The sequence below is a fragment of the Nostoc sp. genome (assembly GCF_036917375.1).
In the GTDB taxonomy this organism is placed as follows: domain Bacteria; phylum Cyanobacteriota; class Cyanobacteriia; order Cyanobacteriales; family Nostocaceae; genus Nostoc.
This window is the reverse complement of the sequence record NZ_JBALDN010000077.1, coordinates 33,110-54,921: the sequence shown is the minus strand read 5'-3', so window position 1 is coordinate 54,921 and position 21,812 is coordinate 33,110. Positions and strand designations below refer to the sequence as shown.

The 21,812-nt window shown below is 45.5% G+C and carries 20 protein-coding genes, 1 tRNA gene and 2 pseudogenes; 8 read left to right on the top strand and 15 right to left on the bottom strand.

Annotation, left to right across the window (positions count from 1 at the left end; genetic code table 11):
• The first annotated feature begins 75 nt into the window (after window positions 1-75).
• Complete coding sequence (locus V7K45_RS19830) at window positions 76-546, top strand: ABA4-like family protein (RefSeq protein WP_335006380.1); 471 nt, start codon at window positions 76-78, stop codon at window positions 544-546.
• Window positions 547-614: 68 nt separating this feature from the next.
• Here V7K45_RS19830 and V7K45_RS19825 read toward each other — a convergent pair whose 3' ends face one another.
• From V7K45_RS19825 to V7K45_RS19815, 3 genes are all read right to left on the bottom strand, one after another.
• On the bottom strand, window positions 615-830 hold the full coding sequence (locus tag V7K45_RS19825; protein ID WP_335006378.1) for an acetyltransferase: 216 nt from the start codon (window positions 828-830) through the stop codon (window positions 615-617).
• Between the two features lie 280 nt (window positions 831-1,110).
• Window positions 1,111-1,419, bottom strand: coding sequence for a DUF3181 family protein (locus tag V7K45_RS19820; RefSeq protein ID WP_335006376.1), 309 nt, complete (start codon window positions 1,417-1,419; stop codon window positions 1,111-1,113).
• 119 nt (window positions 1,420-1,538) lie between these two features.
• Window positions 1,539-1,796, bottom strand: coding sequence for a hypothetical protein (locus V7K45_RS19815; protein ID WP_335006374.1), 258 nt, complete (start codon window positions 1,794-1,796; stop codon window positions 1,539-1,541).
• A 124-nt stretch (window positions 1,797-1,920) separates the two neighbouring features.
• On the opposite strand from V7K45_RS19815, the gene V7K45_RS19810 reads away from it, so the two are divergent.
• Window positions 1,921-2,613, top strand: coding sequence for a Uma2 family endonuclease (locus tag V7K45_RS19810; RefSeq protein WP_335006521.1), 693 nt, complete (start codon window positions 1,921-1,923; stop codon window positions 2,611-2,613).
• A gap of 158 nt (window positions 2,614-2,771) precedes the next feature.
• On the opposite strand, the gene moaC is transcribed toward V7K45_RS19810, so the two are convergent.
• Window positions 2,772-3,278, bottom strand: coding sequence for a cyclic pyranopterin monophosphate synthase MoaC (gene moaC, locus V7K45_RS19805; protein ID WP_335006372.1), 507 nt, complete (start codon window positions 3,276-3,278; stop codon window positions 2,772-2,774).
• Between the two features lie 34 nt (window positions 3,279-3,312).
• Between moaC and V7K45_RS19800 the strand changes: the two genes are divergently transcribed.
• Window positions 3,313-3,386: transfer RNA gene (locus V7K45_RS19800), tRNA-Arg, on the top strand.
• Between the two features lie 34 nt (window positions 3,387-3,420).
• Here V7K45_RS19800 and V7K45_RS19795 read toward each other — a convergent pair.
• From V7K45_RS19795 to V7K45_RS19785, 3 genes are all read right to left on the bottom strand, one after another.
• On the bottom strand, window positions 3,421-4,674 hold the full coding sequence (locus tag V7K45_RS19795) for an MFS transporter (protein ID WP_335006371.1): 1,254 nt from the start codon (window positions 4,672-4,674) through the stop codon (window positions 3,421-3,423).
• Window positions 4,675-4,837: 163 nt separating this feature from the next.
• Window positions 4,838-5,851 (bottom strand): glycosyltransferase family 2 protein, encoded by a 1,014-nt coding sequence (locus V7K45_RS19790; RefSeq protein WP_335006369.1) that lies wholly within the window; start codon window positions 5,849-5,851, stop codon window positions 4,838-4,840.
• Window positions 5,852-5,865: 14 nt separating this feature from the next.
• Window positions 5,866-6,594 (bottom strand): C40 family peptidase, encoded by a 729-nt coding sequence (locus V7K45_RS19785; protein WP_335006367.1) that lies wholly within the window; start codon window positions 6,592-6,594, stop codon window positions 5,866-5,868.
• A gap of 9 nt (window positions 6,595-6,603) precedes the next feature.
• On the opposite strand from V7K45_RS19785, the gene V7K45_RS19780 reads away from it, so the two are divergent.
• A complete protein-coding gene (locus V7K45_RS19780; protein WP_335006365.1) occupies window positions 6,604-7,536 on the top strand; it encodes a serine hydrolase in 933 nt (310 codons plus the stop codon).
• Window positions 7,537-7,741: 205 nt separating this feature from the next.
• Here V7K45_RS19780 and V7K45_RS19775 read toward each other — a convergent pair.
• Window positions 7,742-7,934, bottom strand: a pseudogene (locus tag V7K45_RS19775) (IS1/IS1595 family N-terminal zinc-binding domain-containing protein); the annotation flags it as partial.
• Window positions 7,935-8,441: 507 nt separating this feature from the next.
• On the opposite strand from V7K45_RS19775, the gene V7K45_RS19770 reads away from it, so the two are divergent.
• The 4 genes from V7K45_RS19770 (at window position 8,442) to V7K45_RS19755 (ending at window position 11,893) form a co-directional block, all read left to right on the top strand.
• Window positions 8,442-10,484, top strand: a complete 2,043-nt coding sequence (locus V7K45_RS19770; protein WP_335006362.1) for a GAF domain-containing sensor histidine kinase — start codon at window positions 8,442-8,444, stop codon at window positions 10,482-10,484.
• Between the two features lie 97 nt (window positions 10,485-10,581).
• Window positions 10,582-10,965: a response regulator gene (locus tag V7K45_RS19765; RefSeq protein ID WP_322712241.1), complete on the top strand. Its 384-nt coding sequence runs from the start codon at window positions 10,582-10,584 to the stop codon at window positions 10,963-10,965.
• Window positions 10,966-11,199: 234 nt separating this feature from the next.
• Window positions 11,200-11,361: a hypothetical protein gene (locus V7K45_RS19760; RefSeq protein WP_335006358.1), complete on the top strand. Its 162-nt coding sequence runs from the start codon at window positions 11,200-11,202 to the stop codon at window positions 11,359-11,361.
• Entirely contained in the window at window positions 11,300-11,893 is a 594-nt protein-coding gene (locus V7K45_RS19755; protein WP_335006356.1) for a Uma2 family endonuclease, read from the top strand. Before V7K45_RS19760 ends, V7K45_RS19755 begins: the two co-directional genes overlap by 62 nt.
• 92 nt (window positions 11,894-11,985) lie before the next feature.
• Here the strand turns inward: V7K45_RS19755 and V7K45_RS19750 are convergent, their stop codons facing one another.
• The 7 genes and pseudogenes from V7K45_RS19750 to V7K45_RS19720 all read right to left on the bottom strand — a co-directional run bounded on the left by V7K45_RS19750 (window position 11,986) and on the right by V7K45_RS19720 (window position 21,750).
• The gene (locus tag V7K45_RS19750) at window positions 11,986-12,822 is read right to left on the bottom strand and encodes a pentapeptide repeat-containing protein (RefSeq protein WP_335006354.1); all 837 of its coding nucleotides are present in this window, start codon (window positions 12,820-12,822) and stop codon (window positions 11,986-11,988) included.
• 22 nt (window positions 12,823-12,844) lie between these two features.
• Window positions 12,845-13,171, bottom strand: a pseudogene (locus tag V7K45_RS19745) (ISLre2 family transposase); the annotation flags it as partial.
• Between the two features lie 114 nt (window positions 13,172-13,285).
• Window positions 13,286-14,410 carry a chemotaxis-specific protein-glutamate methyltransferase CheB gene (gene cheB / locus V7K45_RS19740; protein ID WP_335006352.1) on the bottom strand — a complete coding sequence of 375 codons (1,125 nt, stop codon included), beginning with the start codon at window positions 14,408-14,410 and terminating at the stop codon, window positions 13,286-13,288.
• Window positions 14,411-14,438: 28 nt separating this feature from the next.
• Window positions 14,439-16,808, bottom strand: a complete 2,370-nt coding sequence (locus V7K45_RS19735; protein ID WP_335006350.1) for a hybrid sensor histidine kinase/response regulator — start codon at window positions 16,806-16,808, stop codon at window positions 14,439-14,441.
• A 165-nt stretch (window positions 16,809-16,973) separates the two neighbouring features.
• Complete coding sequence (locus tag V7K45_RS19730) at window positions 16,974-18,554, bottom strand: methyl-accepting chemotaxis protein (RefSeq protein ID WP_335006348.1); 1,581 nt, start codon at window positions 18,552-18,554, stop codon at window positions 16,974-16,976.
• A gap of 21 nt (window positions 18,555-18,575) precedes the next feature.
• Window positions 18,576-19,982: a HAMP domain-containing methyl-accepting chemotaxis protein gene (locus tag V7K45_RS19725; RefSeq protein ID WP_335006346.1), complete on the bottom strand. Its 1,407-nt coding sequence runs from the start codon at window positions 19,980-19,982 to the stop codon at window positions 18,576-18,578.
• Window positions 19,983-20,292: 310 nt separating this feature from the next.
• Window positions 20,293-21,750: a methyl-accepting chemotaxis protein gene (locus tag V7K45_RS19720; protein WP_335006344.1), complete on the bottom strand. Its 1,458-nt coding sequence runs from the start codon at window positions 21,748-21,750 to the stop codon at window positions 20,293-20,295.
• Window positions 21,751-21,812 lie beyond the last annotated feature (62 nt).

Genomic DNA, 21,812 nt, shown 5'->3' with positions numbered 1-21,812 from the left:
GGATCTTTCTCCTGAGAGTTACTAGTTATGAATAATTAGTTAATTCAAAACAAAAATTCTTCACTTTAGAGAAACATGACAATATCTCAACTATTTAACGTTGCTAACATTTTCGTATTGCCATTTTGGACGTTGATGATTTTATTGCCTAACTGGAAAGTCACACGGTGGATAATGTCATCATATCTACCCTTTGTACTGTTAGCAGGAACATATTTATATTTATTTATCAACAGCATTACTCCAGAAAATGCTCAAGCTTTGTCGAATCCTCAATTAGCTGATATTGCGCGATTTTTTGCAGACGAAACAGCTGCGGCAACAGGTTGGATTCATTTTTTAGTGATGGATTTATTTGTCGGCCGCTGGATTTATTGGGAAGGACAGAAAACAGGGGTTTGGACATTCCACTCTCTGGCTTTATCTTTGTTCGCTGGGCCTTTAGGATTACTCTCTCACATTTTAACTGACTGGATTACTAAGACATTTTTCCCGAAGTTTCAACAGAATGAAGGAGTGACGGTAGGAGAAAAAGCTGCCTCATAATTTTACAGATAATAGGGTAGCACAGAGGTGCTACCCTATTATTTAGTAATTACCCGATTTTCAAATCATTAACTGTTGTCGTGTCTATAGTCAGCATCTAACCAACAGCGTGGTAAAACTTCACCTGAAGGAAAAACGAGATTTTGTTTTTTAAAAGTTTCAGGTTGCTGTTCTTCTTGACCTTCTTGGTCTTTTGCCTGAACAACATCAGTATTCGGATCGATTAATTCCTGAATTTCAACAATTTTCACCAATTCGCCACTATCTTTGACTTGTAAAAGCATAGAAATTGCCTCAATGAGTTTGCATGGAAGTTCAAAGCGAGTTTCAAGATAAACTCGCTCAAATATCAACAGATTTTGAACGCGGAGATTCCTTAATTGTTAAAGGAAATTTTTATCAGATATCTACACATGAATTACACGAGATTGATCTATGTGTATCTGTAAAGTTCATTTTTATAAGATAAACGCAGCAAACAAATACCTAATTCAGAAGCTAAAATTGAATCAGGGAATGCTGATTAATAAAATTGTCCAACTAAGATAATCTTGGTTTTAGCGATTAGAAATCACGTTGAAATTTTTCCAAAATATCTACTAAAGTCACCTGACATTGCAGGGGTAGTAAATCGATTAAAGGAACTTCACGTTTCCCGCCGCCAATTTTTATTGGAATCGATCCTAAGACTTGTAAAACTCGGTCTTCATTTACAGCGTTGGAAGTAATTAAGGGATACAGTTGCTCGGCAACAACTGTATGCAGTTTGGCATTAGATAAATAAAGATGCCATTTGGCAACGTCTATGTAGACATTTTCGCCAATTTCAGCTGCTAGGGCTTCTAGTAGTTCTGTGGTGTTAGTCTTAGCCATAAAAATAACCCTACATAAAGAAAAAGTGCGAAATCTCAGGCTTTTTTACATTATGGCTCAATTAACAGCCTAATCCTACTACCAGAGGTTACAATCGCCCCAGCATGAGTAATCCATCTTCAGGTGGATTTTGGTGGAGTTCCGGTGTAGTTAGCGATCGCACTAATATAAATCAGATGCACTAATACTATTCCTGTCCAACTTGCAGTAAATAACGGCAGCCAGTCCCAGCTAGTGCTTTTCAGGATGTGGAAAAACCACAACCCGGAATTAATACAAGCAGCGATCGCCACATGGATGGCAAAATTCATCCGGTCATCTATCTTGCGGTAATCTGGGTCTTTGCGATCGGGTTTGCGAGGCCAACGAGGAGGCATAAATATTTGTTACAGATTTAAATACACCCTACTCATTCTAAGGTTTTTGGTGCAGTCGTTGCTATTAGACTTCTAGAAGCAGTCATAATTGAATTGGAAGTCAAGAGCCGCTGGGTTAAATCCGATGACAATCTTTGAGCAAATAGACCCCGATCTCCTCTATCCAGATAGCGACGGCAAACCAATGGCAGACAATACAGAGCAATATCGTTGGATTGTCCTGATTAAGGAGAATTTAGAGATTCTGTTTGCTAATAATGACAATGTTTTGATTGCAGGAGATTTGCTCTGGTATCCCGTCCGTTCTCGGCTGATTACACCGACTGCACCTGATGTGATGGTTGTCTTCGGTAGACCAAAGGGTAAACGTCGTTCCTATCGTCAGTGGCAAGAAGACAATATCCCGCCGCAAGTAGTCTTTGAGATTCTTTCTTATAGTAATGATACCAAGGAGATGGAGCGTAAGCTGGAGTTTTACGATACCTATGGTGTTGAAGAATACTATTTATACGACCCTGAAAGTTTTCAACTAGATGGCTGGTTGCGGCAAAACAACCATTTGAATAAGCTATGGCAAATGGATGGTTGGATCAGTCCCCGCTTAGGAATTAGATTTCAAACAGGACAAGGGGAGTTAGTAATTTACCGTCCAGATGGACAGAGATTTTTGAATTCCCTAGAACTCAATCAACGGGCTGAACAGGCTGAGTTATTGGTAGAACAAGAACGTCAACGCGCTGAACAAGAACGCCAACGCGCTGAACAGTTAGCAGCATATTTGCGTAATCTCGGCATCGATCCTGATAATCTTCCGTAATTGGGGAGCAGGGGAGCAGGGGAGCAAGAAAGAAGTTGCAGTCAGTTCCCCCCTCTGCCCCTCCGCACCTCTGCCCCTCTGCACCTCTGCCCCTCTGCCCCTCTGCCCCTTGTGCCCAATGCCCAATCCCCAATCCCCAATGCCCAATAACTAGCTTATTACTCTACCGACGAATAATCTCCTGATTTCCCGCCACTCTTACTTATTAAACGAATCGATTCAATTTGAATCGACTTTTCTAAAGCTTTTGCCATATCGTATAAAGTCAGAGCAGCGACAGAAACGGCAGTTAAGGCTTCCATCTCTACACCGGTTTCAGCTTTGGTTTTGACTGTGGCTTGAATTTGATAACCCGGTAGTTCGGGATCGGGTATGATTTCGACTGCGATTTTTTGCAAAGGCAACGGATGACACAGAGGAATTAAACTGGCTGTTTGCTTGGCTGCCATAATCCCAGCCAATCTTGCAGTCGCCAACACATCGCCTTTTGGGACATTTCCGGCTTGAATGGCAGCGAAGGTGGCTGGCAGCATTCGCACTTTAGCAGCTGCTACTGCTTGGCGAATGGTGGGTGCTTTATCAGACACATCCACCATCTGTGCCTGTCCTTGGGGATCTAGATGAGTTAAGTTGGCAAAATTAGCTGGAAAATTATCTTGCGCCATTTGGTTAGAACGTGTTAATATAGATTGTCGGTGAGGGCGTGTAGCTCAGTGGACTAGAGCACGTGGCTACGGACCACGGTGTCGGGGGTTCGAATCCCTCCTCGCCCGTTTTTAATAAGAGTTGAAAGTTAGGAGTGATGAGTTAAATTTCATCACTCCTAACTTTTAAGTTTTTCAAGGCGTAGGCATCTGGAGCTAGACCTAGTGCAAAGCGCAGTGAGTTGGATAAGTTTTTACTCGAACGGGTGAGAAAGAGGATAAGTGCTAGAGAAGTCATCGCAGCACCGTAGCCAAACATATCGCGGTAGCCTACAAGTTCTGCAATGATACCCAAAAGAGGAGCAGCGATCGCAACTCCCAAATCGAGTCCAGCTATGCAGATAGCAAAAATTTTCCCCCTTTCTTGTGGCAGTGAACGGTCTGCCATGATGGTAATCATCATCGAGAACAGTGTACCACCACCAGCACCTTCAGCGATCGCAGCCAGTAAGAAAACGATCGCGCTGTCAGCTTGCCACAGCAGTATTAACGCCAAAACGTAGCAAAAAATCCCAAAGGTAATAAACAAACCCCGCCCGAAGCGATCGCTTGCCTTACCAGCAAACACCCTGATACTAAAACTAGAAATCGCCGCAGCTGTAAAAAATAGTCCGCCATTGAAGTCCACCTGAGTGGATTTGAGGAACAATGACACAAAGGTATGTACAGCACCAAGGGACAAACCAACCAGCAACATAACTATAGTTGGAACTCTCACCCGTGGACTGACCAAAATTTGCCAAAATTTCCGATCTTCTCCCTCTGTCTGCTCCTGCGTTTGCACTGGCGGATTCGTAACTTGTAAAATCCCCAAGAGGGCGACAAAAGCCAATTCGGCGGATAACAGAAATAATATTCCGTAACCACTTGTAGCTTCTAAATACCCACCCAAGGCAGGGCCAATTGCTAAACCAATGGGAGTTGCTAGGGTCATGTAACCAATGATTTCACCACGAGTTTCAGCTGGAGCGAAATCTGCGCTTAAGGCACTATAGCCAGTGGTAAAAGCGGCAACACTAACGCCGTGAAAAATCCGTACCAAGATCAACAGCCCAATCGATTGGGTTGCCATGTAACCAAAGGGTGCGATCGCAGCTACGATCGTACCAATCAACAAGACAATTTTGCGATCGCGTTCATCGGCTAATCGTCCCAGCATTGGGCGAGATAGCAATAACCCAATGGCAAAACTACCCATAACAAGGCCAATTTCTTGCTTGCTTGCGCCCACATCATTGATGTAAAGCGGTAGAGTTGGCAAGAGCGAAGACAGGCTCGACCAGAATAATAAACCTGCCGTAAATAAAATCAGCAGGTTGCGCCGCAGTTCGGCGTCAAAGGTATTAAATGCTTTCAAGGTAGATGCAATTTAACTAGTTTTTTGTCCTTTGTCCTTTGTCATTTGTCTTTTGTCTAGAGTCAACCAATATTTACTCTTAATTATTTACTAATGACCAATACTTCGACTACGCTCAGTACAAGTGACCAATGACTAATGACCAATGACTACTATTGTTACGTTACTTAACATTTTTTGCTACCACCTCTCGCACGCGATAGATAGGCCGCCCTTGGGATTCATGGTATGTACGCATGAGCAATTCTGCCAAAAGACCAAAGCAAAACAACTGCACTCCGGTTACTAGCAGGAGAACTGCCAAAATCAGCAGAGGGCGATTGCCAATCATCTCACCTAAAGCCAATTTGACGAAAGTCAAGTAAATTCCGATCGCAGTTCCCGAAAACATGGAAATCAAGCCCAACAGCCCAAAAACGTGCATCGGACGGGTGAGGAATCTTTTCATAAACAGAATGGTTAACAAATCCATCAATACCCGGAATGTCCGCCAAATTCCATATTTACTACGACCAAAGCGGCGGGCATGATGACGTACAGGTACTTCAGTAATTCTAGCCCCTTCGATGTACGCCAAAGCAGGTAAAAATCGATGTAATTCTCCGTAGAGGTTCATATCTGCTAGCAGTTCTGAACGATAGGCTTTCAGCGAACAACCATAGTCATGAATATTCACGCTAGTGGTGCGACGAATTAGCCAATTGGCAATTTTGGAAGGAAGTAATCGATTTACAGCCCCATCTTGGCGTTTTTGTCGCCAACCACTCACCAAATCGTAACCTTCATCCAGCTTTGCTAATAGCATGGGGATATCAGCCGGATCGTTTTGGAGATCGGCATCTAAAGTAACGATCGCTTTACCGACTGCGTAATAAAATCCAGCAGCCATCGCCGCAGTTTGTCCGTAGTTGCGACGCAAAATCACCGCTTTTAAATCAGTGCGGATTTGCGCCTGTTCTTTGAGAAAATCCCCAGAACCATCTGTAGAACCATCATCTACACAAATGATTTCATAATTTACCTGACTAGAAGATAAAGTAGAGGCGATCGCTTCTAGTAAAAGCGGCAAACTCTCCACCTCGTCATGTATTGGTACTACCACCGAAACATCTGGGACAATTGCTGAAATCGCCCCATTTTCCTCACTACTCCTTTCGGAAACCAACCCACTCCTCATAAGCCTCAGCATCCTCAGCGTCTCTGTGGTTCGTAACTCTTAAAAACTCTACCAGCACCTCGCAGCTGCTGATAGTACGACTGACTAACCGCATCTCCCTGTTCCGAGAGAATATCAATTCCGATCCCATTTCGCCCCTGCTCTTTCCCAGAACTATGGATATAATAACCATCCGCCAAATAAAGCCCGACATGGGTGGCTTTTTGGCTAGTTCCAAAAAATACCAGATCCCCGGCTGCTAATTCTGCAATCGTAACTGGTTGAGTGAATCCTTCCTGTTGATAGGCATCTCTAGGTAGCCAAATACCCACCGAAGCAAACGCCGCTTGCATCAACCCAGAACAGTCATAATTTGGCCCAACCGTACCACCCCAAAGGTAATAATTTGATTGTTGCATCGCTTTTTGGGTAAAGGCGATAATCTCTGCTAGAAGTTTTTTAATCTCCGATTCAGAAAATGTTGCAGCCTGATAAGGTACAGTAGCAGATTGTAATGAATCAAAATCTGAAACAGATAGCCATCCCGGATAGTCATCTTCACATAAATACACCTCAACCGCCGAATTTTGATGATTTGATGTTACCCATAAATGTCGCCCAGATGCGGCTTGAGTTGCTAAACGCGTACATTCAGGAGAATCATATAAATTCAAGTCAGCTAAACACTGATACTCCCCTGATTGTGGATTTTGGACTTCGGCTTCGCTCAGTCGAATCATTTTGGATTTTAGATTAAAGGACATTATCAGAGAATGATTTTTTTTAATAAAGACGAACAACTCGAAAATCTTGGTAATGGCATTTTAGATGCAACTTGGGCAGCATTTCCGACCTTAGCACGTAACCAAATTGCCTTGACTTGGGTTGTTTACGATCCACCAGTGCGAGTAAATACTGGTGGGGCGCTGACTCCCAACGCTTTTTGGGATCACCCAGTTCGTGGTTTCACTTATCGCGGTGTTGAGCGAATTTATCCTGCCAGTGTAGTCAAGCTATTTTACCTGGTGGCGGTAAATGAATGGCTAGAAAAAGGCATGAGTCAAACCTCCAAGGAGTTGGAGCGAGCTTTGCGGGATATGATTGTCGATTCTAGTAACGATGCTACCAGCTTGGTTGTGGATATTTTGAGTGGCACTACATCAGGGCCAGAATTACCAATTGGGCCCTTTGAAACCTGGAAATATCAGCGTAATATTGTTAACCGCTATTACCAATCTTTGGCTTGGGAAGAATTGGAGACTATTAACGTCTGTCAAAAAACTTGGGGTGATGGCCCTTATGGACGGGAACGGGCGTTTGTAGGGGAGTTACTAGAAAATCGCAATATGTTGACCACAAATGCGATCGCTAGGCTACTGCATAGTATTGTAGGTGGAGTTGCGGTTTCAAGCGCGCGATCGCAAGCCATGATGGCTTTACTGAAACGTCCTCTCAACGATTTGCCCACTGACACCGAAGAAAATCAGGTGACAGGTTTCTTAGGTGGTGGACTGCCTGAAAATGCTCAAATTTGGTCAAAGGCTGGTTGGACAAGTCAAGTTCGCCATGATGCTGCGTATATTGAGTTACCAGAACAGCGCCCTTACCTCTTAGTGGTATTTACTGAAGGGAAAGCCCAGGCTAAGAGTCGGGATATTTTGCCTTTTGTTTCTGGGCGAGTTGCCGATGCGATCGCTAGTCTATGATTTACTCTTCTTATCTACGAGACACTGCGCGATCGCTTAGTGTCTCGTTGGCGCAGCCTCTCATAGAGAAGAGAAGGAAAGGAGATATGTTAAACAGTTAACGGCGTTGCATAAATGCGGGATGAATCACGCAAACACTGGTATTACTCTATACTTTAAACAATAAAGTAACAATCGAATTGAATGTTTAAGCATATCCACGGATCTCAATAGCTCGAAATCCCATGCCATTAACGTATGACCTTAAACATTCTTGCTTGATTTCATCTGAGTACCCTTTTGGTGGACTGTAAACATCGATAAATTGACGACCACAATTGACACAAATGTGATGCAAGTTTACCTCTTTGTTTACCATTTTTTCTAATTTCAGTAGAGTCGCAGTATGGACATTGCACAATAGATGGCCTCAATTCATCCCTCTCCTAAGAAACAAGGCAGGAGGCAGTGTTTCGACTACGCAGCAGTTGAGCGTAGTCGAAACTCAACAACCAGGCAGAAGGGAAGAGGATTAAACTTGTTTCTTCCATCCAGAACGGAAACTAGCGCGTCTGTAAACAGCTATAAATATGCAACGCCAGAACAGATAAGAGAGGCAGCCGCAGGTTGCTATTAACTGTGAGGATAACTATAGATTATTTGTATGCAATTAGTTACTTGCAATGTGTTTAACTGAACGTTTCTTAAAACCTATTTCTTGTGATTAAGATCGCACCATTTATCAGTTCAAGAAGCTATTATCAGGTTACTATATGGCAAATATCTATTAGCAAAAATAACTTTAGCTTTCCCATTCTGCTGTATAAACTAATACGCAAAATTTATTAATACTAAAGTTAATAGTTTTTAATTTTACTCAGCTTTAACTGTCAAATTAGCGATCGCACCTCAATTAAAATAAAACTATGAAAATCCCTGAATTGTTACTTGATTCCATACTCCCCTGCACAACAATACCCTGCACCAACGAATTGACACGACTCAAAGCAGTGTATCAGTTTCAGGGTTTGGATGCTGTACCCAATCGGGCATTAGATGACTTGACAGCACTGGCAGCCGATCTGTGCGAAACTCCAATGGCACTGGTAAGTTTTATCGGAGCCGATCGCCAGTTGGTTAAGTCTAAGGTGGGAATCACATTAACAGAAATTCGCCGAGACCTCTCATTTTGTAACTATACCATTCGCCAGTCAGATGTCTTTGTAATTCCAGATACCCTGGCCGATCCCCGCTTTGCCACTAATCCCTTCGTTATAAATGCTCCCAATATCCGGTTTTATGCCGGAGTCCCCCTAGTAATAACTGGCGGTTGTGTCTTGGGTACACTCTGCGTCATGGACATTGAACCGCGCGATCTGAGCCAGAAACAACGGAAAGGATTGCAGACACTCAGCCACCAAGTAATAGCGCAATTGGAGCTAAAGCGCAACACCACAAAGCTACGTCAAACGATCCCAGAAATCAAACACCTAAAACAGCAATTGATTACTCAGGAATTAGTTGGTCAACAAGATTCAATTCTGTTTAATCTGGCAAATCAAATCCGTAATTCTCTGGATCTGGACACGATTTTACAAACGGCAGTGAATGAGATTCATAGTCTGTTACAAGCCGATCGCTGTGACTTTGTGTGGTGTCTGCCTAACAAAGATCGGTTTAACTTTATGGTGACTCACGAAGCGACTAACCCAGAGATTCAGATGGCGTTGGGGGAACTTTCCCTTGGGCCAGGCTCCGTTCTGGCAGAAACTATCTTAAATCTAGATATGCTAAGAATTGAGGATGTTTCTACTACCTCAGAGGCACTCACCCCGGAGGATCGCGCCCTGCTGCATCAACTGGCAGTAACTTCTGTGCTGTTGCTGCCACTGAGAACCCATTCTGGTCAATTGGGTGCTATTATTTGCCATCACTGTCGCGGTTCGCGCCAATGGACTGATAGCGAAGTCCGGTTACTCAAAGCTGTCACCGATCAAGTAGCGATCGCTCTCGATCAGGCAGAACTACTTGCCCAAACACGAGCAACCGCCTTTGCCGCTCAAACTCAAGCCACCTATCTAGGGAATGCACTGAGCCAGTTACAGCAAACCCAAATGCAACTGGTACAGCAAGAGAAGATGTCGAGCCTGGGACAATTGGTGGCCGGAGTTGCCCACGAAATCAACAACCCAGTCAACTTTATTAACGGTAATATTACTTATGCAACCAACTATGTTCGGGATTTGCTGGAATTATTGCATCTTTATCAAGCAACCTATCCCAATGGAACTGATGCTATTCAGGAAAAGATAGAGTCCATCGATCTTGATTTCTTGATGCAAGATTTGCCTAATCTATTGTCGTCGATGCAAATGGGTGGAGAACGAATTCGGCAAATTGTCCTATCTCTGCGGAACTTCTCGCGCCTAGATGAAGCCGAGATGAAACCTGTGGATATCCATGAAGGGATTGACAACACGTTGTTAATTTTGAAAAGTCGGTTGAAATTAACTAGTGCCAAGTTTGAGATTCAGGTGATTAAAGCATACGATAATTTACCGCCCGTTGATTGTTATGCGGGGCAATTGAATCAAGTATTTATGAATCTTTTGGGTAACGCGATCGATGCCTTAGATGAAACGCCTAATCCGATCGTTACCATTCAAACAGAACTCATTAGTAGAGAGAAATCGGGTAGTTCCGATCTATCCCAATTCTCCCACGCAGATAGTGTAGCGATTCGGATTCGAGATAACGGTTCTGGCATGACAGAAACAACCCAGCAAAAACTATTCAATCCATTCTTCACCACCAAACCCATCGGCAAGGGAACCGGGCTAGGACTGTCCATCAGCTATCAAATTGTGGTTGAAAAACATGGCGGCATTTTAAAATGCTCCTCAGAACTTGGGAAAGGCAGCGAGTTTTTGATTCAAATTCCGGTTGAGCCTCTGGTTAAAAGTACTTGAAATGTGTATAAAATTATCAAAATATCAATTGTTCAAGTCTGACTTTGGGAATGCTATGCTAAACGCCAACGATGATTGACTCATCGACTTGTAAAGTATGTCAAATGGTACGACAAGCTCACCGATTGTTCTCGCGCTTGATGATAGCCCTGTGATTCATCAAATGATTAAACGAGCGTTAGAACCGGGCTATCAAGTAATAACAGCCGCTAACGCGGTTGATGCCCTGTCGATCATTTATCATCAACCGATTTCAGTCTTGCTATTGGATGTGCAGATGCCGGATGTAAATGGGTTGGAGTTTTGCCGCACGGTGCGGAGCCTGCCCCAGTTTCAGCATTTGCCCGTGATTATGGTGACTTCTCAAGATTCCCCCTTCGATCGGGTGAAGGGTCATCTGGCGGGTGCAACAGAATATCTGATCAAACCTTTTGATGCTGAACAATTGCGCGAAGCTGTAAGAAAATTTATTGGCTCCTGATCTGCTTGTTCATCAGACTTGGGCGTGAGCCTCACCCCACAATAGTTATATAAATCTTAGATATGCAAATTAGATGTGGTTTCAATACTTGTCGGTTAAGGGGCAAAGGGAAAGGGAGAAAGGGAAATTAAAAACCCTTAACCCTTACCCTTTAACCTTTTCCCAAAACCAAAGTTTGGGTTCAAAATGCAAAACCCGAGTACTATTGGATGTGGTTTAGCTTAACAGTGTGCGATGGGTAAAACATTAGCACAGAATGAGGATTTGCTAAGATTGGCACAGCCAGTTTTCTATCCTGACAGCCTTGCGGCGGCGATCGCGGAGATTTCTAGCCATGACTCAAACTGCACCCAACGTCCCCAAGTTGATGACAATGGAGGAATACCTTGCCTATGACGACGGTACTGACACGCGCTATGAGCTTGTGGATGGAGAGTTAGTAGAAGTGCCGACTGAATCCCCAGAAAACTGCAAGCTTGCCAAACTCCTCATGTTGGAATTAGCAAAATACATTTCGATTGTGTTGATCAACCTCAAAGATATGGAAATTGTGGTGAGTGGCAAACGAGCAAAGGTGCGCTTACCCGATCTGACCATACTGAGTGAAGAAGGATACGCATCGCTGGCAGGACAACGCAGCAACACAATTACCCAAGATATGCCACCGCCAATCTTGGTGGTTGAGGTGGTTTTACCTGGACAAGACAACCGCGACCGGGACTATCGTTACAAACGCACAGAATATGCGGCGCGAGGGATTGCGGAATACTGGATTATTGACCCGGAAAGGCAACAAATGACGCTGTGCTTATGGGTGAATGGGCAATATGAAGACACGATTTATACGGGTGACACCCCCCTAGCATCGACGATCATTCCTGGTTTTAAGTTGAGTGCTGCTCAGATTCTGGGATTTGGACAAAATTAGCCCCTTTAATAAGATGCGTTGCACGTTATAGCTACACCTAACCCAATACGGTTCGGATAAGCATTTTGAACTCAAAAGGGATATCTGCCAATTTAATTGTCTCTGATGATAGCGTCGGTATCGAAACTACTTACCTCACCCCACAAACAGTTCTCGAAGGTAACTTGGGTTATTCGAGTCCTGTGAAAGAAAGCGTTCCTAAAGTCACACTCTTCGATGATCAGTCGGTAAAAACTTCCATCGGAGAGGTCGGCATTACTGAAGTTACTTTTGGTAAAGGCAGTTTCAATTCCGACACCGCCCATAGAGGCATAGGTGAAATTAACTTTGGTAGCGTCACAATACATGAGAGCGGCATTAATCAAGTTAGCAGCAGTAAAGTTGGCATAGTCAAGCACCGCGTACTCTATCCTAGCTCGCTCCAAATTGGCTTTTCTCAGATAAGCTCTGTTGAAGAAGCCATGCGTAATTTTAGTGCAGACCGCTTGAATGGAAGCCATTACAGCATCGACAAATTTGCACATTATAAGATCGGCACAAGTCAAGTCGGCATGGCTGAGGATCGCTTCAGTCAAATCCAATTGAGTGAGCTTGCTAAATCCCAGATTAGCTCTGGTCAAGTTAGCTCTTTGCCAATTAGATTCATGAGCTTCCAACCCTCTCAAATCGGCTCCAGTCAGATTGGCTCCAGTCAGAGTAACATCGTGCATCCCAGCTTTGAGCAAGATTGCCGCACTCAAATTGGCATTGGTCAAGTTAACCGAGCCAAGCACAACTTGAGTGAGATTGGCTCCACTGAGATCGATACCAGTCAGATCAATACTAGTGCCATTGATAGGGATACTATTGAAATCAACCCCACTCAAGTCAATCCCACTAAAGTTTCTTTCCCCAGCAGCATATCGCTTCAGCAATTCTTCACCAGTCATGCCAATACCTTTTTACTAACTAATACATCTCTAAAACTTTGAGGAATTCTTTATAACCAGAATACGTGCCATCATTAGTAATAGGTATTGCCGATGTCCTAATTTTTTTACCTTGTTCATTTACTACATAAATTGTTAGTAACTTTGGCTCCATCCATTCACCAACAAAGCCATGACGGTTTGTTTTGTTACTGCGTCTACCTTTTTTATTAAACCTAATTCTAGTTCTTCCACCATCTACAGCGATTACAACTCGTTGCCCTTTGAGAATATTACTATTAGATAAGTGACCCATCTCCAGATTTAATATTTTTGATTGGCGTAGATTAATACCAATTTCACCAAATCGCGTTGCTCCCACTCAAAATAGGGTTTGGGGAAAAGGGAAATGGGTTTGCGGTTAAAGGTTTTTTATTCCCCTTTCCCCTTTACCCTTTCCCCTTTCCCCGAACCGTATTGACACCTAACCCAGCCTATAACTGAAAATTCGATTTAATAGCATGGGGGCAATTTCGCCGATCGCCAAAATATGTTGGGCGGCTCCCAGAGCGATCGCTTCTTTGGGCATCCCGAAGACAACGCAGGTTTGTTCATCTTGGGCAATGGTAGTACCTCCGGCTTGGGCGATCGCTTGTAATCCATCTGCACCATCCCGTCCCATGCCAGTCAGCAAAATACCAACCGCCGATCGCGGGTAGCAGGTGGCAACGGCTTGAAACAAAGCTGTAACCGAGGGACGATGCCCGGAAACAGAAGGGGTGCTGACGGTGGTTAATCGCCCTTGAGTATCGAGTTGCAGGTGTTGTCGTTCGGGAGCGAAGTAGACAGTACCCGGTTTGGGAAATTCTCCCGGTTGGGCGATCGTCACGCGCAGGAAACATTCTGCTGCTAGCCAATCTACTAGTCCTTGCAGAAATCCTTCGCTGATATGTTGGACGCACAGAATGGGTACGGGAAAGTTTGCAGGCAGTTGTTTGAGAATCGCGTACAATGCCTGGGGGCCGCCTGTGGAGGCTCCGATCGCCACGACTTTGGGCAGGGACGGGGAATTACGAATGGGGAATTGCGAGTTACTGACAGGTTTTGGGCTGAATGGTTTTGGCTTACTTTTGGGGCTAAGAGGATGCGTTCTGGGTTCTACCGTCGCACGGGAAGTGTGGCGAGTAAAGACTGTAACCCCTGCCAGAACTTTGATCCGGTTGATTAATTCGTGCTTGACGTGTTCGTAGTCTGAAAGTGAGTCAATGCTGGGTTTGGGAAAAACATCCAAAGCACCCGCTTGCAGCAGTTTAAAAACATTGCGGGAATCTTCTTGAGTGTTGACGGAGGTGCTGATTACCAGAATGGGACGGGGATAGTCTGCCATAATCTGGCGGGTGAGTTCCAGTCCATCCATTTTAGGCATGTGTAGATCGGTGCAGATTACCTGGGGCTGTGCGGCTGGAATTCGCTCCAATGCTTCCACGCCATTGGAAGCAGTTCCCACCACATCCACTTCCGGGGAACTCGCCAGAATCCGCTTGAGGATGGTTAAGGCGACGAGGGAATCCTCCACCAGAAAGACGCGAATCGGGGCAGAGTTTTTCATAATAAGTTGAGATTTTACCCTAAAACCTCTACACTAACCGTTTGAGGGCTGACAGCAAGGCTTCTTGATTAAAGCTGCCTTTGATAATGTAGGCATTGGCTCCGGCTTCCGCACCCCGACGTTTATCTTCATCGCTGGCAAGTGATGTTACCAGGATAATTGGAAGTTCGCTATATTCCTGATATTGGCGGATTTTGGCAGTTAACCCCAAGCCATCGAGATTTGGCATTTGCACATCGCTAACAACGGCATCAACAGTGTGCGATCGCAGTTTGTTAAATCCATCCAAACCATCCACAGCAGTAATCACTTGATAACCTGCGGTTTCTAAAATTCGCTTTTCTTGCGTGCGCGTGGCAATAGAATCTTCCACTAATAAGACGGTTGGTTTTGTAGGCGCAAGTTGACGAGTTTGGGTAGAGGAGATGGACTGCGATCGCGATCGGGCTGACTTGACCAAATCCTGGGGATTTAGCACCATACACACATCTCCAGTGCCTAAAATTGTTGCCCCAGAAACATTGCGGACTCGTTTAAGTAACTGACTTTGGGGTTTAATCACTACATCTTGCTCATCTACTAAGGCATCTACCACTACACCCAGTTGTGCTTGCCCAACCTGAAGAATAATACAGGAAAGTGCTGTTTCTTGAGTTAATCCAGATGGCATCGGAGGCAGTTCTAATAGATCGGCCAACTGCACAATCGAAATGGGTTGGCTATCCCGAATTATTGTGTCTCGTCCCTCCAAGGGAAAAATCTCTTCTGACTTGATTAAGCAAGCGGTTTGCACAAACTCCACTGGGATGGCGTAGGGCATTTGGTTCACTTGTACAATCAAGACATGGGCGGTTGCCAAGGTGATACCGAGATTGACGCGCAGCATACATCCCAGTCCAGGAAACGATTCTACCTGAATCGTACCTTTCAATTTCTCGACATTGGTTTGCACTACATCCAGCCCCACACCCCGCCCTGATACTTCTGTCACCAGGGGGGCTGTTGAAAATCCCGGTGCGAAGATCAACGCCTGGATCTGGCTGGGAGTCATTGCTGCTAATTCTTCCTCGCTGCAAATGCCCCGTTTCACCGCTATTTGTTTGATTCTATCCAGGTCAAGCCCCCGGCCATCATCACTGATTTCCAGCACAATGTTAGTGGGAGTCTGGTAAGCTTTAAGCCGAATCGTTGCCGTTGTTGGTTTTCCTAGCCGTTCCCGTTCCTGTGGTGGCTCAATCCCATGATCGATCGCATTCCGCAGAATGTGCATTAGCGGATCTTTCATTTCTTCCAACAGGCGTTTGTCGGCAAGGGTGTCTTTGCCTTCTAGGATCAACTCCACCAATTTTCCCTGCTGTTGCGCCAGATCGCGCACCATCCGAGGGAAGAGGTTGAAAATCGTTGCAAAGGGTAGCAATCGCAGGGTACGAATGCCCTCTTCTAGATCGCCACTTAGTTGTTCCAGTCGGGTTGTGTCTTCCGAAAGGGAACTCTGCAAGGTTTTCACCAAATGACCCAATTGCTCTAATCGTTTTTCAGAGTGATGATGAAAAGTTTCTAGACGTTGCAGGGCGACATCACCTTGTTGCTCTCGGCTGAACGCAAACCGATTAGTGAATAAATCTCGATTCCATTCTTCCCACAAATTGGCGATCGCCTCAATTTCTCCCAGTCGATGAGCAATCCGAATTTTGGTTACAGTTAACTCCCCTGCTTGCGTCATCAACGTATCTAGGTGGCGAGTGCCAACGCGGATGGTTTCGATGCGGTAGCGAGAAGAGTGCTGAGTGCTGAGTGCTGAGTGCTGAGTTGGGAGTGCTGAGTTGGGAGTGCTGAGTTGGGAGTGCTGAGTTGGGAGTGCTGAGTTGGGAGTGCTGAGTGCTGAGTTGGGAGTGCTGAGTTGGGAGTGCTGAGTTGGGAGTGTGGAAAATGCAGAGAGGATCTTTTCATTCTCCGTATCTCCTTGTCCTCTTGTCCCCTCATCCCCCCCTGCTCCCACACTCGCTCCCATCAATTCGGCCAGAACAGAAAAGGTATCAACCCTGGCAGGTTCTCCGGTGACGGCTTCATGAACGAGTTTGCGGATAGCGGCGATCGCATGAGCAAGGCGTTCATAAGGTGAGTCTGTTGTAGCATTGCCCAAAGAGGACGCAGGGTTTTCTTGTTGCTTGAGTTGAGTCAAAATATGCTCAATTTGATGTGCTAGAGTGCCTACATCTTTGACTCCCAGCATATTGGCATCGCCTTTGAGGGAATGCGCCTCTCGCATCAAGGCTTCCAGGACAGCCAGATCGTCGGGATGGTTTTCCAGATGCAGTAATCCATCATCCAGATTTTGCAGGTGTTCTTCGCTGGCTACTTTGAAAACGTCTCTCAGTTCTTCATCGTCGATCATCATAGTTTTAAGTAATTAGAGGTTGAGCCAATACGGTTCGGATAAGCATTTTTCACAATCGAGTGTGGTCTGGGGAATGAGGTTGCGGGTAAAAGGTAAAGGATGTATTCAAAAACTTTCCCCTTTTCCCTTTCCCCTTTAACCAAACCGTAGTTAGGGGTTGAGCGACTAAATGGTTGCCTTGAGTGCTTGCGCTGACTCGTTTAGTTGTTGAGTACCAGAGCGGATCTGGCTAATGCCACTGGCAGTTTCACGCGCAGCAATATTCAGGTCATTCATGGCAGAGACAATTTGCTGAATGGCGATCGCTTGCTGGTTGATATTGAGTGAAATCTGTTGACTGTTGATGACAATGTTATTCACTGCAACTTCTACACCTGCAAAGGATTCTGATGTTTCCTGGGCAATTCGCGTCCCTTCTTCCACAGTTTTAGTGCCTTCATGGGTGACAACGACAGTGATGCTGATGGCAGATTGAATATCGCCTACCAAGGTGGTGATCTTTTCGGTTGATTTTTTGCTCTGGTCTGCTAATTTGCGAATTTCAGCAGCGACAACGGCAAAGCCTTTCCCATGCTCCCCTGCCCGGACTGCTTCTACAGCCGCATTTAATGCCAGCATATTAGTCTGACTTGCCAACTCGCCCACCAAACCAGAGATACTGCCAATCTGCTTGGTTTGTTCATTTAAGCGTGTGATATGCTCCGCAATGGCCGCGACTTTCTGCTGTAAGGTTTCCATGCCCTTGAGGGTGCGTTTTACAGCATCAGCACCGTTACCTGCAAGGGACAACGCCTGCCGTGCGCCTGTTACCGCCGATTCTGCCTGTTCTGCTGACTGCTGCGATGAGGCTCCCAATTCATCGATAGTGATAGTGGTTTGATTGACAGAAGTTGCCTGCCGAGTCGCAGTCCGTTCTTGCTGCTCAACCGTAGCGGCGATTTCATTGGTAGAAGCAGCCATTGTTTGAACAATTTGAGCAATTTTGCCTGTCAACGGTTTAGCAATTTTGTTGCTCAGAAAAAATCCTAGTAAGATTGCCCCCAGAGGCCCAGCAATGATACCAGTAACCACCCAACCTGTGGTCAAGCGGGTATCGTCATTGGCGGCTTTATTTGCATCTTCAGCAGTATCCTGATTAATTTTGATCAGTTGCAACAATGAGTCTGTTGCCGCCGCAAAGGAAACATCATTTTTGACAACAGCGTTTTGTCTGAGTTTTGTCAGGCGATCGGCAGCAGCGATCGCCACCTTCATTTCTGGAGAATTTTCTCGCTTCTGGCTGGTCAATTCCAGCTGTCTGGCAGTGGGGTTTACAACACCTAACCGGGCAAAATCCTGGTAAGCCTGAAGATAGGTGGCATGATCCTGCTTCCACGCCTGCCACTGTTGCTTAAACGTCTGATAGAGTTTGTCCTCGTCGGGGCCGCGGGGCGTGGTTTCATATTCCTCAAGACCTGCGTCAATCTGCTTCCAAGCTGCCTGCATTCGATTTAACTCAGACTGTTTGGCTGCGGAAGGTAGTTCGGGGTTGATAATCGCTCGCTCTGCTGACTGGATCTGAGTCTGCCCTTCATTAACTCTCCACAATCCGTCGATGCTGGGGAGGCTGTTATTACTGAGGGTGTCGATATGGCTGCTTAATTGATGAGTACCCCGCCAGCCGAAAAACCCTACTACCATGACGATACCGCCCATCAGCAAAAACGAACCCATCAATCGTCCATGCAGAGACATATTTTTTAACATACTTGTAACTCCAATATGTTTTTACACAACGGCTTTTAGTTCTTGGGCAGCATCATTTAGTCGTTGGGTGCCGACTTTAATTTGACTAATACCAGAGGCGGTTTCCTTAGCGGAAATATTAAGCGAGTTCATGGCTTCTACCACCTGTTGCACCGCGATCGCCTGTTGATTGGAAGTAAGGGAAATTTGTTGACCATTTAGCGCGATCGTTTTGATGGCATCCACAATCTTTTCTACGGTTTTCGTGCCTTCATCTGTCACCATCACGGTGGAATTGGTCGATTTTTGAATATCTAAAACCAGTACATTAATTTTTTCAGCCGATCGCTTACTCTGGTCTGCCAGTTTGCGAATTTCGGCAGCAACAACCGCAAAGCCTTTGCCATGTTCCCCGGCTCGCACGGCTTCTACTGCCGCGTTGAGCGCTAGCATATTAGTTTGACTTGCTAAGTCACTAACCAGGGTGGAGATCGTGCCGATTTGATTGGTTTGTTCGCTCAGATGGAGAATTTGGGCGGCAATATCGCCTACTTTCTCGCGTAGACTCGATTGGCTGAACTGACCCTCTTGAGTGCGACCGTCTACCAGCAACAACACCTGCCGCGCCCCTGCGGCTGAGGCTTCTGCTTGTTCGGCAGACTGGCGCGAGGAAGCCGCCAATTCATCCATTGTTGTGGTGGTTTGGTTGACAGAAGTGGCTTGTTGGATAGTGGCGCGTTCTTGCTGCTCGATTGTTGTAGCAATTTCGGTTGTAGAAGTGGCGATCGCGCTGGCAGAGGCGTTCATCTGGCGGGAAGTGCGGCTAATGACCCAGATGCCAATCAAAACAGATACCACCAGGGAGAGTACACTAGCTAACATCACCGTGAACTTAAGGGCATTGAGCGCCTCTTGTTGCTCTTTTGCAGCAATTGCAAAAGTCTGATCTTCTCGCTGCTGCATTTCTCCAATCATGTCTATGACATCCTGCCCTTGATTGCGGGAATTTCCCTGACTCCAGCTTTCAACAGCTTCTTTGACTTTGCCCCGATCCACTCTTGCCATCAGGTTATCGTCAAAGGCAATCTGTTTATTCAGCAGTTCCTCCAGTTTGGTTAAAGACTGTCGTTCCTCTGGCGATCGGGCAAGTGTTATCAGTTTTGCGAGAAAATCCTTGGAATTCTTTTGAGCCTTTTGGTAGCTCTCAAGGGATTGCTGATTTTTTTCTAACAAATAGCTTCGATTTGCCTTAGAACTACTTTGCACGCTAACAGAAAGATCGTCGAGTATTGAGTTAATGTCGTAAGAAGACAATAAATTTTCTGACCGTTGGTTTACCGTGTTGATATTGACGATTGTCGCTCCGGCAGAAATTAACAATGCCAGCACGGGAACGGCATATCCGCCAATAATCCAGTATCTTAGTCTCCAGTTTCGTTTGCTTTCCATCTTGCGATCTCCTGTAAGTCTATAAGTTCGAGAATTTCCAGATATTGCTAAGGGGCAGGGGGCAGGGGGCAGGGGGCAGGGGAAAGGGGAAAGGGGAAAGAAAAGCTTTTAACCCAAACCTAGTAACTTTTCCCAAAGCCCAATTTCAAGTTAAAAATGCTTAACTGAACAGTATTGCGGTATACACACAAATCTCTTAATCTGCACCTTTGTTGCATCGACCTGCATCTTTGTTGCATTGACCTGCATCTTTGTTACATTGCGCCCTTTCCCTTTCCCCCTTTCCCTTTCCCCCTTCTCCTTCCCCCGATTACACAACACTCTGTAGTTTGTAGGCTGCATCATTGAGTTGGTGAGTGCTAACGCGAGTCTGACTGATGCCGATCGCTGTTTCTCTAGCAGAGCTATTAAGTGCATTCATTGCCTGTAAAATTTGCTGAACCGCAGTGGATTGTTGGCTAGCGTTTAGCGAGATTTGCTGAATATTCAACACCATCCGGTTGACGGCATCGGTGACACTGGTAAAAACCTCCACCGTCTGCTTAGTTATTGCTGCCCCCTGTTGAGCAGTTTTTGTACTTTCATCTGTCATCACAACGGTTGAGTTGATGGCGGATTGAATGTCATTCACCAGCACATTAATTTTTTCAGCCGATTTCTTGCTCTGGTCTGCCAGTTTGCGAATTTCAGCGGCGACGATTGCAAAGCCCTTGCCCTGTTCCCCCGCCCGGACTGCTTCTACTGCCGCATTTAGCGCTAGCATATTGGTTTGATTTGCTAGGTCACTCACCAACCCGGAAATACTGCCAATTTGCTTGGTTTGTTGGTTCAGGCGCAGCATCTGGTCTGCTACTGCACTAACTCTGTGGCTCAAGGCTGCCATTCCTTCCAAGGTGCGGGTCAGTGATTGATTGCCTTGATCTGCCAAATTTAAGACCTGTTGAGCGCTGGTTGAGGCAGTGGATGCTTGCTGGGCAGACTGTTGAGCAGAGGCGCTGAGTTCGTCCATTGTGATAGTAATTTCGCTGACTGATACTGCCTGTTGGTTGGCAGTGCGCTCTTGTTGCTCGATTGTGGCGGCAATTTCAGCCGTTGAGGTGGCGATCGCACTGGCTGATTCATTTATCCGTTGAGCAGTGCGGCTAATTATCCAGATGCCAGTCAAAACCGACAACAGCAAGGAGAGTCCAGTCGCGGACAGGATGGTTAGCTTGAGCCTATCAAGCGCTGCTTGCTGTTGCTTGGCAGCCAGGATCGCATTCTGGTATTCTCGGCGCTGAACTTCATCGATCGCACTTGTCAGGCGATCGACCATACTGCGGGCATTTTCGTGACTCCAAGTTTCAACAGCTTCCTGAACTTTGCCTTGATTCACTTTGCCAATCAAATCATCCTCGACAACCATTAAATTATTCAGCAGTCCCTCTAGCCTGGTTAATGACTGTTGCTCTTGCTCTGTTCTGGCAAGCGACATTAGCTTTGACAAAAGCTCGTTGAAGCTTCTTTGAGATTTTTGATATTCGTCAAAGGATGTTTGATTTTTTTCTAACAAATAGCCCCGAACTGACTTAGAACCGCTCTGCACATTCGTGGCAAGGGCATTAATTGCTGAATTAACGTTATAGGAAGAAACTAAATCTTGCGCTCGCTGACTCACCAAGTTGATATTCATAAATATCAGCCCCGCAGAAATTACCAACGCCAGAATGGGAACCGCATAGCTGCCCATAATCCAGTATCTCAGTTTCCAATTTCGCTTACTTTGCATCTTGTTATCTCTTGTGAGTGAATAAGTTCAAAGATTTCCCAATATTTTTATCATTTGTAATC

What these genes read in the sequence shown, in the direction of transcription:
- V7K45_RS19830 (WP_335006380.1), top strand. Translation starts at nt 76, where the DNA reads ATGACAATATCTCAACTATTTAACGTTGCTAACATTTTCGTATTGCCA.
- V7K45_RS19825 (WP_335006378.1), bottom strand. Translation starts at nt 830, where the DNA reads ATGCTTTTACAAGTCAAAGATAGTGGCGAATTGGTGAAAATTGTTGAA.
- V7K45_RS19820 (WP_335006376.1), bottom strand. Translation starts at nt 1,419, where the DNA reads ATGGCTAAGACTAACACCACAGAACTACTAGAAGCCCTAGCAGCTGAA.
- V7K45_RS19815 (WP_335006374.1), bottom strand. Translation starts at nt 1,796, where the DNA reads ATGCCTCCTCGTTGGCCTCGCAAACCCGATCGCAAAGACCCAGATTAC.
- V7K45_RS19810 (WP_335006521.1), top strand. Translation starts at nt 1,921, where the DNA reads ATGACAATCTTTGAGCAAATAGACCCCGATCTCCTCTATCCAGATAGC.
- moaC (WP_335006372.1), bottom strand. Translation starts at nt 3,278, where the DNA reads ATGGCGCAAGATAATTTTCCAGCTAATTTTGCCAACTTAACTCATCTA.
- V7K45_RS19790 (WP_335006369.1), bottom strand. Translation starts at nt 5,851, where the DNA reads ATGAGGAGTGGGTTGGTTTCCGAAAGGAGTAGTGAGGAAAATGGGGCG.
- V7K45_RS19785 (WP_335006367.1), bottom strand. Translation starts at nt 6,594, where the DNA reads ATGTCCTTTAATCTAAAATCCAAAATGATTCGACTGAGCGAAGCCGAA.
- V7K45_RS19780 (WP_335006365.1), top strand. Translation starts at nt 6,604, where the DNA reads ATGATTTTTTTTAATAAAGACGAACAACTCGAAAATCTTGGTAATGGC.
- V7K45_RS19770 (WP_335006362.1), top strand. Translation starts at nt 8,442, where the DNA reads ATGAAAATCCCTGAATTGTTACTTGATTCCATACTCCCCTGCACAACA.
- V7K45_RS19765 (WP_322712241.1), top strand. Translation starts at nt 10,582, where the DNA reads ATGTCAAATGGTACGACAAGCTCACCGATTGTTCTCGCGCTTGATGAT.
- V7K45_RS19760 (WP_335006358.1), top strand. Translation starts at nt 11,200, where the DNA reads ATGGGTAAAACATTAGCACAGAATGAGGATTTGCTAAGATTGGCACAG.
- V7K45_RS19755 (WP_335006356.1), top strand. Translation starts at nt 11,300, where the DNA reads ATGACTCAAACTGCACCCAACGTCCCCAAGTTGATGACAATGGAGGAA.
- V7K45_RS19750 (WP_335006354.1), bottom strand. Translation starts at nt 12,822, where the DNA reads ATGACTGGTGAAGAATTGCTGAAGCGATATGCTGCTGGGGAAAGAAAC.
- cheB (WP_335006352.1), bottom strand. Translation starts at nt 14,410, where the DNA reads ATGAAAAACTCTGCCCCGATTCGCGTCTTTCTGGTGGAGGATTCCCTC.
- V7K45_RS19735 (WP_335006350.1), bottom strand. Translation starts at nt 16,808, where the DNA reads ATGATGATCGACGATGAAGAACTGAGAGACGTTTTCAAAGTAGCCAGC.
- V7K45_RS19730 (WP_335006348.1), bottom strand. Translation starts at nt 18,554, where the DNA reads ATGTTAAAAAATATGTCTCTGCATGGACGATTGATGGGTTCGTTTTTG.
- V7K45_RS19725 (WP_335006346.1), bottom strand. Translation starts at nt 19,982, where the DNA reads ATGGAAAGCAAACGAAACTGGAGACTAAGATACTGGATTATTGGCGGA.
- V7K45_RS19720 (WP_335006344.1), bottom strand. Translation starts at nt 21,750, where the DNA reads ATGCAAAGTAAGCGAAATTGGAAACTGAGATACTGGATTATGGGCAGC.